This window comes from Thermococcus sp. LS2, from assembly GCF_012027375.1.
Classification (GTDB): domain Archaea; phylum Methanobacteriota_B; class Thermococci; order Thermococcales; family Thermococcaceae; genus Thermococcus_B.
This window is the reverse complement of record NZ_SNUI01000004.1, coordinates 1-13,086: the sequence shown is the minus strand read 5'-3', so window position 1 is coordinate 13,086 and position 13,086 is coordinate 1. Positions and strand designations below refer to the sequence as shown.

At 41.6% G+C, this 13,086-nt stretch carries 21 protein-coding genes and 1 rRNA gene; 7 read left to right on the top strand and 15 right to left on the bottom strand.

Features of this window, described 5'->3' with window-relative positions; all coding sequences use genetic code 11:
* Nucleotides 1-32: 32 nt before the first annotated feature.
* The 9 genes from E3E24_RS06620 to E3E24_RS06580 all read right to left on the bottom strand — a co-directional run bounded on the left by E3E24_RS06620 (nucleotide 33) and on the right by E3E24_RS06580 (nucleotide 4,577).
* The gene (locus E3E24_RS06620; RefSeq protein WP_167887044.1) at nucleotides 33-185 is read right to left on the bottom strand and encodes a 30S ribosomal protein S27ae; all 153 of its coding nucleotides are present in this window, start codon (nucleotides 183-185) and stop codon (nucleotides 33-35) included.
* A complete protein-coding gene (locus tag E3E24_RS06615) occupies nucleotides 185-484 on the bottom strand; it encodes a 30S ribosomal protein S24e (RefSeq protein WP_167887019.1) in 300 nt (99 codons plus the stop codon). The genes E3E24_RS06620 and E3E24_RS06615 overlap by 1 nt, the downstream gene beginning before the upstream one ends.
* The gene (locus E3E24_RS06610) at nucleotides 474-1,016 is read right to left on the bottom strand and encodes a GTP-dependent dephospho-CoA kinase (protein ID WP_167887020.1); all 543 of its coding nucleotides are present in this window, start codon (nucleotides 1,014-1,016) and stop codon (nucleotides 474-476) included. The genes E3E24_RS06615 and E3E24_RS06610 overlap by 11 nt, the downstream gene beginning before the upstream one ends.
* Nucleotides 1,017-1,018: 2 nt before the next feature.
* Nucleotides 1,019-1,204 carry a transcription elongation factor subunit Spt4 gene (spt4, locus tag E3E24_RS06605; protein WP_013468283.1) on the bottom strand — a complete coding sequence of 62 codons (186 nt, stop codon included), beginning with the start codon at nucleotides 1,202-1,204 and terminating at the stop codon, nucleotides 1,019-1,021.
* On the bottom strand, nucleotides 1,201-1,770 hold the full coding sequence (locus E3E24_RS06600; protein WP_167887021.1) for a DNA-directed RNA polymerase: 570 nt from the start codon (nucleotides 1,768-1,770) through the stop codon (nucleotides 1,201-1,203). The genes spt4 and E3E24_RS06600 overlap by 4 nt, the downstream gene beginning before the upstream one ends.
* Nucleotides 1,771-1,814: 44 nt before the next feature.
* Nucleotides 1,815-2,351, bottom strand: coding sequence for an inorganic diphosphatase (locus E3E24_RS06595; RefSeq protein ID WP_167887022.1), 537 nt, complete (start codon nucleotides 2,349-2,351; stop codon nucleotides 1,815-1,817).
* Nucleotides 2,352-2,434: 83 nt separating this feature from the next.
* Nucleotides 2,435-2,845, bottom strand: coding sequence for a PIN domain-containing protein (locus E3E24_RS06590; RefSeq protein ID WP_167887023.1), 411 nt, complete (start codon nucleotides 2,843-2,845; stop codon nucleotides 2,435-2,437).
* A gap of 30 nt (nucleotides 2,846-2,875) precedes the next feature.
* Nucleotides 2,876-4,108 (bottom strand): translation initiation factor IF-2 subunit gamma, encoded by a 1,233-nt coding sequence (gene eif2g, locus E3E24_RS06585; protein ID WP_167887024.1) that lies wholly within the window; start codon nucleotides 4,106-4,108, stop codon nucleotides 2,876-2,878.
* 91 nt (nucleotides 4,109-4,199) lie between these two features.
* Nucleotides 4,200-4,577 (bottom strand): 30S ribosomal protein S6e, encoded by a 378-nt coding sequence (locus E3E24_RS06580; RefSeq protein WP_167887025.1) that lies wholly within the window; start codon nucleotides 4,575-4,577, stop codon nucleotides 4,200-4,202.
* 170 nt (nucleotides 4,578-4,747) lie between these two features.
* Here E3E24_RS06580 and E3E24_RS06575 point away from each other — a divergent pair, with 170 nt between their 5' ends.
* Both E3E24_RS06575 and E3E24_RS06570 read left to right on the top strand, forming a co-directional pair.
* Entirely contained in the window at nucleotides 4,748-5,368 is a 621-nt protein-coding gene (locus tag E3E24_RS06575) for a YiiX/YebB-like N1pC/P60 family cysteine hydrolase (protein ID WP_167887026.1), read from the top strand.
* A 78-nt stretch (nucleotides 5,369-5,446) separates the two neighbouring features.
* Nucleotides 5,447-5,617 carry a preprotein translocase subunit Sec61beta gene (locus E3E24_RS06570; protein ID WP_167887027.1) on the top strand — a complete coding sequence of 57 codons (171 nt, stop codon included), beginning with the start codon at nucleotides 5,447-5,449 and terminating at the stop codon, nucleotides 5,615-5,617.
* Here E3E24_RS06570 and E3E24_RS06565 read toward each other — a convergent pair.
* A complete protein-coding gene (locus E3E24_RS06565; protein ID WP_167887028.1) occupies nucleotides 5,614-6,273 on the bottom strand; it encodes a hypothetical protein in 660 nt (219 codons plus the stop codon). The two genes, E3E24_RS06570 and E3E24_RS06565, sit on opposite strands and share 4 nt — an antisense overlap.
* A gap of 95 nt (nucleotides 6,274-6,368) precedes the next feature.
* Here E3E24_RS06565 and engB point away from each other — a divergent pair, with 95 nt between their 5' ends.
* Nucleotides 6,369-6,941 (top strand): GTP-binding protein EngB, encoded by a 573-nt coding sequence (gene engB, locus E3E24_RS06560; protein ID WP_167887029.1) that lies wholly within the window; start codon nucleotides 6,369-6,371, stop codon nucleotides 6,939-6,941.
* Here engB and E3E24_RS06555 read toward each other — a convergent pair.
* Nucleotides 6,913-7,377: an Lrp/AsnC family transcriptional regulator gene (locus E3E24_RS06555; protein ID WP_167887030.1), complete on the bottom strand. Its 465-nt coding sequence runs from the start codon at nucleotides 7,375-7,377 to the stop codon at nucleotides 6,913-6,915. The genes engB and E3E24_RS06555 overlap by 29 nt on opposite strands.
* Before the next feature lie 161 nt (nucleotides 7,378-7,538).
* Here E3E24_RS06555 and E3E24_RS06550 point away from each other — a divergent pair, with 161 nt between their 5' ends.
* From E3E24_RS06550 to E3E24_RS06540, 3 genes are read left to right on the top strand one after another with little or no spacing between them, the layout of a single operon-like run.
* A complete protein-coding gene (locus E3E24_RS06550) occupies nucleotides 7,539-8,609 on the top strand; it encodes a Clp1/GlmU family protein (RefSeq protein ID WP_167915747.1) in 1,071 nt (356 codons plus the stop codon).
* A gap of 47 nt (nucleotides 8,610-8,656) precedes the next feature.
* Nucleotides 8,657-9,502, top strand: a complete 846-nt coding sequence (locus E3E24_RS06545) for a geranylgeranylglycerol-phosphate geranylgeranyltransferase (protein ID WP_167915817.1) — start codon at nucleotides 8,657-8,659, stop codon at nucleotides 9,500-9,502.
* Nucleotides 9,499-9,879: a ribonucleoside-triphosphate reductase gene (locus tag E3E24_RS06540; RefSeq protein WP_167915746.1), complete on the top strand. Its 381-nt coding sequence runs from the start codon at nucleotides 9,499-9,501 to the stop codon at nucleotides 9,877-9,879. Before E3E24_RS06545 ends, E3E24_RS06540 begins: the two co-directional genes overlap by 4 nt.
* Before the next feature lie 70 nt (nucleotides 9,880-9,949).
* On the opposite strand, the gene E3E24_RS06535 is transcribed toward E3E24_RS06540, so the two are convergent.
* The 4 genes from E3E24_RS06535 to scpB all read right to left on the bottom strand — a co-directional run bounded on the left by E3E24_RS06535 (nucleotide 9,950) and on the right by scpB (nucleotide 12,887).
* Nucleotides 9,950-10,753 carry an OB-fold nucleic acid binding domain-containing protein gene (locus E3E24_RS06535; protein ID WP_167915745.1) on the bottom strand — a complete coding sequence of 268 codons (804 nt, stop codon included), beginning with the start codon at nucleotides 10,751-10,753 and terminating at the stop codon, nucleotides 9,950-9,952.
* Entirely contained in the window at nucleotides 10,750-11,121 is a 372-nt protein-coding gene (locus tag E3E24_RS06530; protein ID WP_167887034.1) for a replication protein RepA, read from the bottom strand. Before E3E24_RS06530 ends, E3E24_RS06535 begins: the two co-directional genes overlap by 4 nt.
* Nucleotides 11,121-12,188: an OB-fold nucleic acid binding domain-containing protein gene (locus E3E24_RS06525; RefSeq protein ID WP_167887035.1), complete on the bottom strand. Its 1,068-nt coding sequence runs from the start codon at nucleotides 12,186-12,188 to the stop codon at nucleotides 11,121-11,123. Before E3E24_RS06525 ends, E3E24_RS06530 begins: the two co-directional genes overlap by 1 nt.
* Before the next feature lie 123 nt (nucleotides 12,189-12,311).
* A complete protein-coding gene (scpB, locus tag E3E24_RS06520; RefSeq protein ID WP_167887036.1) occupies nucleotides 12,312-12,887 on the bottom strand; it encodes an SMC-Scp complex subunit ScpB in 576 nt (191 codons plus the stop codon).
* A 92-nt stretch (nucleotides 12,888-12,979) separates the two neighbouring features.
* Between scpB and rrf the strand changes: the two genes are divergently transcribed.
* Nucleotides 12,980-13,086: ribosomal RNA gene (gene rrf, locus E3E24_RS06515) — 5S ribosomal RNA — on the top strand; the annotation flags it as partial.

The window sequence follows — 13,086 nt, the reverse complement described above, 5'->3', positions numbered from 1 at the left end:
TTCAAGGGATTGAAGGAATTAGAGAAAAGAAATCACTTCTTCCACTCAGTGTAGCCGCATCTTCCGCAACTCCAGCGATCCTTGTGGTTTGCCATGAAAACTCCAGGACCGCATCTTGGGCAGTACTTGTTCTTCCTCACAACTTTGCCATCTTTAACTTCATAAAGCTTCCACTTCTGCCCCATCATTCTCCCTCCTTCTTCTCAATCAAACCGTCTCTAATCAGAATGTATTCGGGCTCAATGTAGAGCATTCTCTCCTTGCTTTCATAGGCCTTTGCATAGCCCTTTGAAACCCTGCTACCAAAGTAAGACCTAATGTATTGAATAACTGTTGTCTCTGGGTTTAAGTCAAGCATTGCAACGAGCTTACCCTTTACGTCCTTTCTTGAGGGAGTTGGTTCCCCTTCATGGATAATCTCGAAGTAAATTTCCTTTCTCCCGAGGAGCTTGTTCTCCTTAATTTCAGTAACTCTAATCTCCATCGTAAACCACCTCCATCTTACGCAATATCTCAGCACATCTACGCTTACATTCCGATGTTACCTTTATAAGCACTATGCCCTCTTTGGGCTGACCATAAACAACCAACGCATTGAGGGGAGCATAAAGCACCGCGGGAATCGCGGCTAAATCTTCCTCACCATAAACTTTAATGTGAACTTCCAGCCCTCTCTTGGCAAGCTCGATGGATTTTCGGATTGCATTTAATAAAGCTTTCGTTATGGTTGCTGGTGGATTGCTGGCTGTTAGTATTACAGCATTGGGCTCAATTTCAGGGCTGTATTCGATCCGCTCCGTTTTATGGTCATATATTGCCACACTGGGCTTTATGCCGAGCTTTAAAACATTTTCCGTAACGACGTCTCCAACCGTGATTAAATAAGGAGCCTTTTCAAGCTTCTCTTTTACTAAAATATAGGGATGGGGGAGTTCACCCCTAACTAACTCGCCCAGTGGTTTCTTAAGCTCATTTCTAAGGGAAAGGGGGAGTTTGAAGTAAAATTCCTTGCTCATCTTTATCTGACCCTTATTGCGTACTTCCCTGGAACTTTTACACCCAATTTTTGTGCTATCTTTGAATTTTCAACATCCATGATTATAACTAAGTCAAACCACTCATCGCTTAAATCCCTGCTTCCACAAACTGGACATCTGTCCTCAGTTGTTATGTAGTGACAGTGTCTGCACGCTCTTTCCTTCATCCAGCCTCACCTTCTTTGCTCTTCCTCTTCTCTTTTTCAATCCACTCAAATTTTCCAAGGCCAGGCTGCCTCATCGTTAGACCAATCTTGTTCTCTCTGATTATCCTGCTCTTAACGCTGATAGCAATTATCCTCGCCCTAACTTCGTCGCCAAGCTTAAGGAGGTATTTCTTCTCCTTTCCAAGGAACTGCTTGTTCTTTTCATCAAAGACTACATAATCGTCCATAAGCTGTGAAATGTGAACGAGACCGTCCATTGGTCCAATTCTTATGAAAGCACCGTAAGGAGCAACATCGACAACTTCTCCCTCAACAACCTCATGCATCTCAGGCTTCCACACGAGAACATCAAAAACGACTTCATGATACGTTGCACCGTCACCAGGGACGATAACTCCCTCACTAATCTCATGAACATCAAGAACAGCCAGGATAACTCCCTCATCCTTATCATAAATTCCCTCATAAGTCTCTCTCAGAACTATTTTTGCAGCTTCTTTTGGATCCATTGTAAACATTCTTGGTGGAATCCTCACAACATCTTTAACCGTCAAAAGCTTGTACATCCCGCTACCTCCTAGTTTTTAATTAGATTGAAAAAAGAAAGAAATCACTCCTTCTTTCCGAATTTCTCTTTGTAGAGCTCAATAGCTCTTAAGATTTCTTGCTTTGCTCTTTCAGCGTTTTCCCATCCTTCAACGATGATCTCCTTTCCTTGCAGCTCCTTGTATCTTCTGAAGAAGTGGGCAATCTCATCAAGGAATGCTTTTGGAACATCATCAATGTCCTTCCAGTCGTTGAAGTATGGATCCTCAACTGGAACTGCTAGGACTTTGTAATCCTTGTCTCCGCTATCAATCATCTTGAACAATCCGATTGGTCTTGCCTCTATGAGAACTCCAGGATAAGTGGGCTCTCTCATAATAACCATGATATCAAATGGGTCATCGTCATCATACCATGTCTGTGGAATGATTCCGTAGTCAACTGGGTAGTAGAATGGGCTGTAAAGAACTCTGTCAAGCTTTATTAAACCTGTTTTCTTGTCAAGCTCATACTTGTTTCTGCTTCCCTTTGGAATCTCAATCAATGCGTAAACAACTTCTGGAACCTCTGGTCCTGGCTCAAGGTCATGGAACGGATTCATCTTTACCACCTCTCAAACCTTTTATCAACTAACCTAAAAGTTTTTCTGCATTTAGCTTTAAGAGTTAGCTTTTAAAGTTGTCGCTATTCTAACATACCTTCAAGCTCAAGAATCTTCTTTTGTCTGAGATAGACAACGGGGATTCCTTTCTCCCTGAGCTTCTTTTTAAGGAGCTTATCATTTGTACAGACAACAACATTAGGTGTATTCACAGCAAACTCATAAATCTGCATATCAGTCGGCTTTTCCCCAAATTTCCCAATTTCAATAACCTTAAACCTCTCAACTAGCTTTTTAGCCATTCTAACAGCCATAAGGTCTCTCCCTTTAGCTTTGCGCTCTATAACGTTGAGCTCATCGAGAACAATATTCGGAACGGCAATCTCAAACTTAACATCGAGAATTCGATTAAGCTCACTAATTATATCAACGCCAAACTGGCCAGGAATTAGAAGAAAGTTTGTGTCTGGAAGAACAAGCCACACTCTTTTCATCAAGACCACCACAAATTAAAATAGAAAAAGTCAGCTCTTAATGAATCCATAACCTATCAAACGCCATCTTGAGCCGACTTGTCTGCTTATTGCTACTCTCTCTCCAACCTCTGCACACACTGGAATCTGGAGTTTAAGTTCTACCTCGTCTTTTCCAAGCCCAGTAACGAGACCCATAGTTCTAGCTGTTCCAACGTTTAAGAGGAGAACTTCCCTCTTCTTTATCGGCTCAACCTTGAGCTCCTCTTCTGTACCAACGACTCTCTCTAAGAGGTGAACTTCTAAGCGAAGCTCCTCCCATACTGGTGGCAACTTCCCAGGCTTTCCAACGACGTTTCCTGCCATCAGATCGCCCTTAGTTAAGAACGGGTCGAGCTTTGTTCCTACTCCCACCAACCCACCAGGATAAGCTTCCTCTACAAACCTTCCTCCAGCTTGGAGAGAGACAATTTCAGTTGTTATTGGCTCATATTTTATCCTTCCGTGCTCTTCATAAGGCACGCCGGGTCTTATCTCGATTTCATCTCCAACTTTGAGCTTTCCTTGAACTATTGAGCCTCCAATAACACCGCCGACAAGCTTTTCTGGGGGAGTTCCTGGCTTGTTGACATCAAAGCTCCTCAAAATAAGCATCTTTGGCGGCTTGTTTGGATCCCTCTCTGGAGTTGGTATGAAGTCTTCGATTGCCTTTATGAGAACGTCAATATTTGCTCCATGCAGAGCTGAGATCGGGATTATTGGAGCATTTTCAGCAACTGTCCCCTTGATGAACTCCTTGATTTGTCTGTAGTTTTCCAAAGCTTGCTCCTTCGTTACAAGCTCAATCTTGTTCTGGGCGATTATTATGTTTCTGTTGCCAATGATTTGAAGGGCCATCAAATGCTCCCTTGTCTGTGGTCTTGGGCAAGGCTCATTTGCCGCAATTACGAGAATTGCTCCATCCATTAGTGAAGCTCCAGCAAGCATTGTGGTCATCAATGCCTCGTGACCTGGGGAGTCAATGAATGAAACCCTTCTCTCAAATTCTGTCTCGGCTCCACAGTAGGGACAGACTGGAGAAGTTGAATATTTTCCACAGCTTGAACATTTCCTAATTTCAGCATCAGCAAAGCCTATCTTAATTGTAATACCCCTTCTCAACTCCTCACTGTGCGTATCTGTCCAAATTCCAGTTAAAGCCTTAGTTAGTGTCGTTTTACCGTGATCAACGTGACCAACCATTCCTATATTAACCTCAGATTGTTTAAACTTCTTCTTTGTCATGGCTCTCGCCTCCAAAAATAAAGGGTACTCTCTCTTTATTAACCTTACCACAAAGAGTGCCAAGGGAAATTAAAAGCAAAAGCAGAGAAAATCAATAGATAAGCTTGACATTAATTTGAACAATATCTGGGCTGATTGTGTTGCCCCTAACGGTCTTTTTCCTTCTCTCACCCTTCTCCCTAGGTCTGAAGCCTGGACCCTTTGAGAGAAGGATCTTAACTCTTCTTGGCCCATGAACATCTGGTCTCATTGGGAAGCCGTCTTTATCAGTTCCACCTCTAATGAGGAGCTTTGCATCTGCTGGAATTTCTTTACCAAAGATTGCGCTTAAATCAAGCCCAAGCTCCTTTGCTGGAATCTCATCACCTATCCTTTTGCCGATCAGCTTCTCTGCCTCTGGCCCACTAATCTCAACCTGCTTTGCAATTCCGCTCTTTGGGTCTGAGATTACAAGCTTAAACGTAGCCATTTTCCTCCCACCTCTCAAATCTTCATTAGCGGGATTCATTGGGTTAACCCCTTATCCGAATGCCATTGAGTTAGTGCATTTAAAAAGGTTTCTTCTATTGAATTAGTTGCAGTAATACCAAAATTACCAAAAAATTTTAATATATTGTAAAACAACCATATCCTTTGGTGATGGCTAAAATGAATGGTAGATTAATTACAACACTATTTCTGGCTGGTTTGGTTTTAGGAATGATTATGCCAAGCGTGGCGGCTTTAGACTTGATCGGTAGCATCATAGGAGACACAACGGAATACAGCCACCCATATCCAACCGATGTTATTCCTGGGGATATCATAATTGGGCACAATCCAGTAAGTGACCTCTATATTCCGGGATACTGGACACACACAGGTTTAGTTGCTTACTATGATGAATCTCTTGGAGAATGGATGATTATTGAGGCATGGGATGATCCAAGTGCTGTTAGGATTGTTACAATGTCAGATTTCCTTAAGAGGTATGATGAAGTGGCAATATTAAGAGTTAAAACTACCGACGATGTCAGACAGAAAGCAATAGCTTTTGCAATGCAGCAGTTAGGAAAGCCATATGACTGGCTCTGGTTCTTCAAGGAAGTTTACGGTGACAGCTACTACTGTTCAGAATTAGTCTGGGCATCCTACATTGCTGCAGGAGGTCCAGATGTTGATGCAAACCCAGGATTCACATGGACATACTTCTGGGGAGTTGCGCCACAAGAAATTTACGACGATGGGGACACTTATGTTGTCTATCAACACCACGCTTGAACTTTACTTCTTTTTTGCCAAATTTTAATCAAAACTTTTTTATATCTCAAAACTTAGCAACACACAAGAGGTGAGAACATGGCAAAGGAGAAAACAACTCTACCACCAACTGGTGCTGGTTTGATGAGATTCTTCGATGAAGACACGAAAGCAATAAAGATAAGCCCAAGAGGAGCAATAGCACTTGTACTGATTTTTATTGCAATTGAAATACTCTTGCACGTCTTTGGAACTCAGATTTTTGGCTAAAGCAGTGTTTTTTTCAGTCCTCTTGCATTTAGCTCTTCATTAACTATTCTCCTAACTGCATCTTCAAGATAGCCCTTAACCAATCTCTCCACGTCAGCTTTTATCTGATCAATATCATGCCTAAGTCCCTCAAGAAGCCTGATATACTCTTTTGCCATCTCTAATTGCCCTTCCTGCTTTATTAACTGCTCCTTTAGGTGTTCAAAGTCCTCCTTTATCACTTGAAGCCTCCTAAGCTCTCTCATGAGCTCATCAATCTGCTTGCTCAGCTGCTTGTTCTCCTCTTTGAGCTGCTTTATTATTGCCTCTTTCTGCTCAAGCTCCCTAACAAGAGCGTTGTATTCCGTGGCTATCTGGTGAAGGCGTTCAATTTCCCTGAGAGGAGGAACCTTACCATCTCCGAGAATTATAACATCCGTACCGACGTTGACTATGTCACTTGGCTTTATTCGTATTTTCTTCTCTGTTGAAAACATTCCTGAATGAAATTCCCCAGTCTTGCCGAGATTTTCCAGAACTTTCATTCGGAGTATGAAGTAAAACTGATCTCCTTCAACTTCAACGTTGATGTCTGTAACGTATCCAAGTATTTTTCCATCAACTAAAGAGACAACGAACTTATTAACAAGCTGGTTTGCTTGATTCTGCTCAGCCATGCCAACCACCTAAATATTTTTGAGGTCTTTATACTTAAGTATTTTTGGTCTCAAACTTTAAAAAAGCTTAAACAGAGCTCACGTGGTGAGATGAAATGATAATATTTGTGGGACGCTCAAATGTTGGCAAAAGCACGCTGATTTATAAGCTCACTGGAAAAAAAGTGAGAAGAGGAAAGAGACCTGGGGTTACAAGGAAGCCCGTTGAGATCGTGTGGAGAAACAAAAGAGTAATTGATATGCCTGGCTTCGGCTTTATGAGCGGACTTCCAAAGCACGTTCAAGAGAAGATAAAAACAGAAATTGTCCACTTCATTGAAGAACATGCAGACGAAATTGAGCTAGCAATACTGGTAATTGACGGCAAGAGCGCTTTAGAAATCATCGAGAGATGGGAAAAGAGAGGAGAGATTCCAATAGATGTAGAGTTCTTTCAGTTCCTGCAAGAGCTTAAGATTCCCACAATAGTTGCAGTCAACAAGCTTGATAAGATTAGAAATATAAGTTTGACAATTAACAAGCTAATAGAAAAGTTTGGATTAACCGGAACCTGGGAAGATTACAAGGAGCTTTTCGTTCCAGTGTCAGCTAAATTTGGGACTAACATAGAGGAATTAAAAAGAATTATAGATAAAAAGCTCAGAGAGTTTCAAGAACGACGTGAGTGATTGTCTCTTTCACACCATCTAGTGAAGCAATCTGCTCAAGGATTTCATCGAGTCTGGTCTTATCCGCCTCAACAATTAAGTCAATGTCTCCTGTGACTCTGTAAACCCTCTTAACTTTAAGCTTCTTTATTGCATCGTAAACCTGCTTCCTTTTCGTTGGCTCAATCTTTATGAAGACAAATACATCGCCTTTTCTTTCTCCTAAAAGCTCTAGCGCCTTTTCTGTAAGGTCTATGAACCCCCTACCAGTTCGTATATAGCCGAGCTCCTTCAAAACTTTAAGATGGTTGCTTAGTGCTTGTCTTGTAATCCCAAGCTCCTCTGCAAGCTCGTCTTGGGTTTTTTCTACTGTATGTACTTCAATTGTCTTTCCCTCTTTGTAGAGCTTTCTCAACAGCTCGATCTGTCTAGTAGTGAGTGAAACTTTTTCCTCCATTCCTCAGCCTCCTAAATTTTTTCCTTGTCAATTATAAAGATAGACTTTCAAAGTTTAATAAAGTTTTTGGTTTTTGTAAACTGAACATTCGTACATTCACCTCATTTACTAGGCCGCAAATATAAAGTTAACTTTTTATTCCAGCGGGAGAAATTTAAACCATGAACAAAGCAAGATACACACAAGAGGTTCCAGAGGATAGAAGAGACATCTTAAGGATTCTTGAGAACCACAAAAAGCCAGTTAAAGTAATGATTCTAGGAGGAGTAGACAGTGGAAAAACCACTTTAGCGACTTTTTTAGCAAATGAGCTCCTCTCGTTAGGATTTAAAGTTGCGGTAATTGACAGCGACATTGGACAAAAGGGCATTCTCCCACCAGCCACGATAAGTTTGGGCTTTCCAGATGTGCTATTTGAGTCTTTTGGAGAGATAAGAGCATACAAACACTACTTTGTGGGCAGCATAACTCCAAATCAGTTTTTTGGAGAAATGATCGCGGGGGTTAAGATACTTACAGAAGAAGCGGAGAAAAAAGCTGATGTAACAATTATAGACACTACGGGATTAATCAGCGGTTCTGGAGTTGAGCTCAAGAGAATGAAAATTGAAACAGTTAAGCCCGACATACTGATTGCGCTTCAGAGAGCGAATGAGCTTGAGCCAATATTGAAGCTGTTTGAAGGGAAAATTCAAATTTTCCGATTGAAAGTCAGCGATAGGGCAAGGAAATTCAACCGAGAAGAAAGAAGAGAGATAAGAAAAGAAAAGTGGAGAGAATATTTTAAAGATTCAAAAACATACACCATAGACCTGTCTCAGCTTATAATAAGCGGAACTCAGCTCTTTCAAGGGGAAGAAATCAATGAAAATGAAAAATCCCTTTTAGAGGCTCTATTTAAATGGCTGATTATCCATGGAAGAAAAATCGGGGAGAAGTACTTTGTCATAAAGGCTGACGTTGCAAATATCCCAAGACAGGTCGATAAAAATGTTCTGCAATACTTCGATTTTGAAAAGCTCAGCAACCTCGTTCTTGGATTGATTGACAGAGACGGCTTCTGTCTCGGATTAGGTATTCTCAAGTTCATAAACTTCAGAGACATGAGAGCTGAGATTCTAACCCCTTTAGATGAAGAGACAATGAAAAATGTTAGAGAAATCAGATTCGGAAGGATTAGGGTTAGAGAAGATGGAGAAGAACTTGGCTTGTTGGACAGAAATGCCCTCTAGGAAAAGGTTTTAATACCCCACAATTTTCTTTATATTAGGTGCGCATAGTGGAGCCCAAAGCTTTTATTGAGATATTACGCCCCCACAACTGTTTTGTCGCTGGATTAGTTGGCATATTAGGCTCAGTTGTAGCAATGGGACATTTTCCAGACTTAAAGACGGCATTGCTAATCTTTGCAGTTATATTTTTAGGATGCAGTGCTGGGAACACAATAAACGACTATTTTGACTATGAGATTGACAAAATCAACCGCCCAACAAGGCCTTTGCCGAGGGGAGCAATGTCAAGGAAAACTGCTTTTTGGTATGCTATGCTATTGTTCGCTGTAGGGTTAATCTTGGCATATAATCTCAACATTTATGCATTTCTTTTAGCAATTCTCGCGTATTTTGTACTTTTCATATATGCATGGAAGCTCAAGCCATTGCCTATTATTGGGAACATAATGGTTGCGAGCTTGACTGGAGCTACTCCTCTCTACGGCGCGATTGCAGTGGGCAAAATTGGACTGGCCGGGTATTTAGCACTGTGCGCATTCATGGTGAACCTTGCTAGGGAGATCATGAAAGATATTGAAGACATTGAAGGAGACAGAGCAAAGGGAGCAAAAACCCTGCCGATTGTGTGGGGAGTTGAAAAATCCGCTTATTTGGCATCTCTATTTGGAATAGCCACAGTGATAACATCGTTTTTGCCCGTGAAAGCTGGGATTGGAATAGGCTATCTACCGATGGTGGTTGTTGACGGCCTTATACTAGTGGCGGTTTTTGAGCTTTTAAAGAATCCAACACCTGAAATGGCTGGAAAAGCCCAGAAAAAATTGAAAGCCGCAATATATTTGGCCGTATTTAGCTTCCTCCTAGGTTCAATCACGATGGGGGTGAGAATGTGAATATTGAGAAAGTACTGAAGGAGAACCTCGAGAGAGAAGAGCTGTGGCTCATAATCACGTTTAAAACGCCTTATGGCCCAGGAGAAACAATGGACATAATCACCAAAGTTATTGAGGAGCTAGGCTGGAAAGTAAACTTCAAGGCAAACTGGTGGACAGCTGATATCCCCTACGGGCTGATTAGGATTGATGCCTCCTATGGAGATAAAGAAAAGATAATCCTAGGGAAGTGGATACTTGGAAGCGAGTGTCAAATACTCAGGGTTGACAACATGGAGCTTGAAGAGGGCAAAGAGGAGTTCTTCAGAATGGTTGACAGCATAACCTCGACATTAATTCATGATCCTGTAATAAGAACAATGAGGGAGCAGTATTAGACTCTTATTCTTTTCTTTATCTCTTTATCCTTGCAAGATAAAAACGAAAAGTAAGAATAAGAATAGAATGTCAGGCTAGAATCTTGTAGTAACCCACTTCTGGCTCGTAAATTTCTCCCTCAGCCATCAGCTCCCTCAATGCATCTTCAATAACTTCTGGTTCAAACTTGTCTTGAAGCTTTCTCTGGATGTATCTTATTGAAACTGGCTTGTCTCCTTTAGATCTCAGTATCTCAAGTATAGCCTTTTTAGCTTCTTCAAGGGTTTCATCAACTGTCTTTTCTTCCTCTTCAAACATTTCTTCCTCCAAAGCCTCTTCAGCTCTCTGCTCCATCATTATTGCATAGAGCTCATCGATCGTCTCAAGAAGTTCTTCACTCACTCCTTTATTCTTTGCAATTACCTTTGCCTTTGCCGTTATGCCATATGTGTTGTAGATTTCAAACGCAATTTTGGCCTTCTTTATGTGCTCCACCTTATCTCTCAATGCTTCATAACGGTGGAGAATCCACATGTTTGGATGAACTTTTGAAACTCCTTCAACCAAAATCTGCTTATCCCCTCTCCACTCTGCAATCTTTCCAATAATCTGTACCAAATCGCCTTTCTTAACGAGCTTAGCAAACTTTGTGTCATCTCTGAATCCAAGAACCCAAATTACACCAGTGCCGTCGTCAACTTGAAACTTTCCGTACGTCTCATCTTCAGCTATTACTGGGTCTCTCACAACAGTTGCGACTATTTTAGCTCTGTAAACTTTTCTCGCATCTTTTGTGATCAGGTAATTAGGCTCAAAGTCACCCTCGCTTTTGACATAGAATCCCTCAAGGATGTCCTTAATATAAACCCTAGTAGCGGGTAAGCGCTTCTTCATTCTGACCACCACACCAAGACATTTTCAATTTTTGGCAAAACTTTTTTCTCAAGCTCTTGGATTTCTTCTAAAGCTTCCAAATCTGCATCACTGAAGTCTTGAACAACCTCGGCATAGATGTGCATCCCCTCGTTCCTGATTATTCTGCCTATTATTCTAACAGTCTGTCCAACTTTTGGAAGGACGTTCTCTTCTGTCTCGATTACAGCAACACCAGTACCGTCATCAAGCCAGAATAAGTAGTCAAGCTTATCCACTTTGACTACCTTTCCAATTAATGCAACCCTTGTATCTTCTTCAGTTATCTCACCGATTTTTCTCTCCACAGCTGGTTTTCTACGTCTAATTTGTGGTTGAAGATCTTCCATCAGAACACCCCCTTAAGAATGCCTTTGAGCTCTCTCCTAACTCTCTCAATCTCCCCTCTATAATCCACATCCTCCCATGAAGACGCTTTGAGAAGGAGTCCTAAGAATCTGTCTTCGACGACGTTTCCTCTAACAACTATTTCCCTTCCAAGTAATGGATAGAACTCTTCCTCTGCTAATTTTCTTCCAGCTTCCTTGATTGTCATTCCCATCTCTGTCAGCTCTTTCAGCTTTTCGCTTATTTCCTCGGGATCAACTCCTAAAAGCTCAGCAGCGTCTTCGCCGAACAGTGTAACCCTGATATAACCTGTTGAATCATCAATTCCAAAGTCAACTACTGTCATTTTTAGCGGTGTTACCTCCCCATGCTCTGGACAAATCCACACTTCCATACCTGGATCATAGTCAACTTTCCTCCTGCACTCGGGACATGCATCGTAAACTATAACCCTGTAAAGCTTTGCAATTGTCCCTCTGAGTTCGATGAATTTCTCTCCATCCATCAACTCTGCAATTTTCCTTCTTGAATAGGAGTATGTTCTAACTTCCTCAAGCGGGGGTATCTCTTCAACTCTCGGATCTTCTGGATTAACAATTATTCTGCTCCTGAAGTTCACATGAAGCTCTGGGAGACCAGCTAAGCTTTCTCTAACATTTGCGTCAATTATCTTGATTATGTCCCCAACCTGGAGCTTGTTGTAGTATTCGCTGACTTTTCCGTCCCAGAGAACTACCCTTGCTTTTCCAGTGCTGTCGTAGATTAAGAGGATTGCAACTTGTCCTCTAGTTCCATCTCTCTTTGTGTATTCTCTAATCCCATACTTGCGCATGATCCTGCCGACTATGTTCACATCCCTCATGCCTGGTACTAAGTCTGTGATGTACATTAAAGGCGCTGTTTCTTCTAGGTTAACTCCAAGCTGCTCTGCTAATAATAGAGCAGCAGCATGCTCTGAAATCTGATTTCTTTGAGCAATCTCAGCAATCTTTTCCTCGATTTCATCTAAGCTGAGTCCTTTCTGTTTCCGAATAAGCTCAACAATCTGTTCTTTGGTCAGCACAGCCATATACACTCACCTAGATAGTAATTCTCAACTTGAGTATTTAAACTTTTTGAAGCTCCGAATTTTGTAAAATAACGATGAATTTTCTTTTTTGCTTAGAAATAGGAAAACTAAAGCTTCAAGAAATTACTCAGTCTCTTTTTCACCTTTTTCAGTTTTCTCAAGTTTTTCGATTAAATCAGCATATTCAGCGTGAACAACCTTTTTGAATGCCTCTTTAATTAGCAATGGGTCATTTTCTGGGAATCCGTAAAGCTCAGCGAACTTTTGAGTTGTTCCTAAAAGCTTAGTCCTTTCATAAGGTTCAGCATAAATTAACCCCATTTGAAGGAGACGCTTAATGTGTTCATATGCCTGACTTCCCCTGAGTTTTATTATCTTGCTTTGCTCTATTGGCTGGAGATATGCAATTAATGCAAGGGTTTTCAGCTCACCAGTTCTTAAGTCAGGCTTTGGCATCAGGTGAATTACTCTCTGAGAGTACTCCTGCTTAACCTGCATGACATACTTATCTCCCAGAACCCTGACAACCTCTATTGCACTTTTTCTCTCAGCATACTCTGCAGCAATCAACTCAATCAGCTTTTCGAGGTAATCAAGAGATTTTATCCCGAGGGCTTTTGAGAGTTCTTTTATGCTCAACGGCCTTCCCGCGACAAAAAGAGCCGCCTCAACTAAAGCCTTATCTTCAATTAATCCCATGATCACCACCCCTGAACTTTTGGAGTTAAGCATTATTAATCTTTTTCAACACCGCAAACTTTATAAATCAACCAGCGGTGAGTATGTATCGGTACGGCGGCCATAGCGGCGGGGCCACACCCGGTCTCGTTTCGACCCCGGAAGTTAAGCCCGCCAGCGATCCCGGGTGTACTGCCCTCCGAGAGGGGGCGGGAAACCG

Bases quoted from the DNA above. Each gene is read 5' to 3' on its own strand.
- E3E24_RS06620 (WP_167887044.1), bottom strand. From the start codon at position 185: ATGGGGCAGAAGTGGAAGCTTTATGAAGTTAAAGATGGCAAAGTTGTG.
- E3E24_RS06600 (WP_167887021.1), bottom strand. From the start codon at position 1,770: ATGTACAAGCTTTTGACGGTTAAAGATGTTGTGAGGATTCCACCAAGA.
- E3E24_RS06570 (WP_167887027.1), top strand. From the start codon at position 5,447: ATGGCAAAGGAGAAAACAACTCTACCACCAACTGGTGCTGGTTTGATG.
- E3E24_RS06580 (WP_167887025.1), bottom strand. From the start codon at position 4,577: ATGGCTACGTTTAAGCTTGTAATCTCAGACCCAAAGAGCGGAATTGCA.
- E3E24_RS06550 (WP_167915747.1), top strand. From the start codon at position 7,539: ATGAACAAAGCAAGATACACACAAGAGGTTCCAGAGGATAGAAGAGAC.
- scpB (WP_167887036.1), bottom strand. From the start codon at position 12,887: ATGGGATTAATTGAAGATAAGGCTTTAGTTGAGGCGGCTCTTTTTGTC.
- E3E24_RS06595 (WP_167887022.1), bottom strand. From the start codon at position 2,351: ATGAATCCGTTCCATGACCTTGAGCCAGGACCAGAGGTTCCAGAAGTT.
- E3E24_RS06530 (WP_167887034.1), bottom strand. From the start codon at position 11,121: ATGGAAGATCTTCAACCACAAATTAGACGTAGAAAACCAGCTGTGGAG.
- E3E24_RS06525 (WP_167887035.1), bottom strand. From the start codon at position 12,188: ATGGCTGTGCTGACCAAAGAACAGATTGTTGAGCTTATTCGGAAACAG.
- E3E24_RS06575 (WP_167887026.1), top strand. From the start codon at position 4,748: ATGGCTAAAATGAATGGTAGATTAATTACAACACTATTTCTGGCTGGT.
- spt4 (WP_013468283.1), bottom strand. From the start codon at position 1,204: ATGAAGGAAAGAGCGTGCAGACACTGTCACTACATAACAACTGAGGAC.
- E3E24_RS06615 (WP_167887019.1), bottom strand. From the start codon at position 484: ATGGAGATTAGAGTTACTGAAATTAAGGAGAACAAGCTCCTCGGGAGA.
- E3E24_RS06610 (WP_167887020.1), bottom strand. From the start codon at position 1,016: ATGAGCAAGGAATTTTACTTCAAACTCCCCCTTTCCCTTAGAAATGAG.
- E3E24_RS06565 (WP_167887028.1), bottom strand. From the start codon at position 6,273: ATGGCTGAGCAGAATCAAGCAAACCAGCTTGTTAATAAGTTCGTTGTC.
- E3E24_RS06555 (WP_167887030.1), bottom strand. From the start codon at position 7,377: ATGGAGGAAAAAGTTTCACTCACTACTAGACAGATCGAGCTGTTGAGA.
- engB (WP_167887029.1), top strand. From the start codon at position 6,369: ATGATAATATTTGTGGGACGCTCAAATGTTGGCAAAAGCACGCTGATT.
- E3E24_RS06535 (WP_167915745.1), bottom strand. From the start codon at position 10,753: ATGAAGAAGCGCTTACCCGCTACTAGGGTTTATATTAAGGACATCCTT.
- E3E24_RS06590 (WP_167887023.1), bottom strand. From the start codon at position 2,845: ATGAAAAGAGTGTGGCTTGTTCTTCCAGACACAAACTTTCTTCTAATT.
- eif2g (WP_167887024.1), bottom strand. From the start codon at position 4,108: ATGACAAAGAAGAAGTTTAAACAATCTGAGGTTAATATAGGAATGGTT.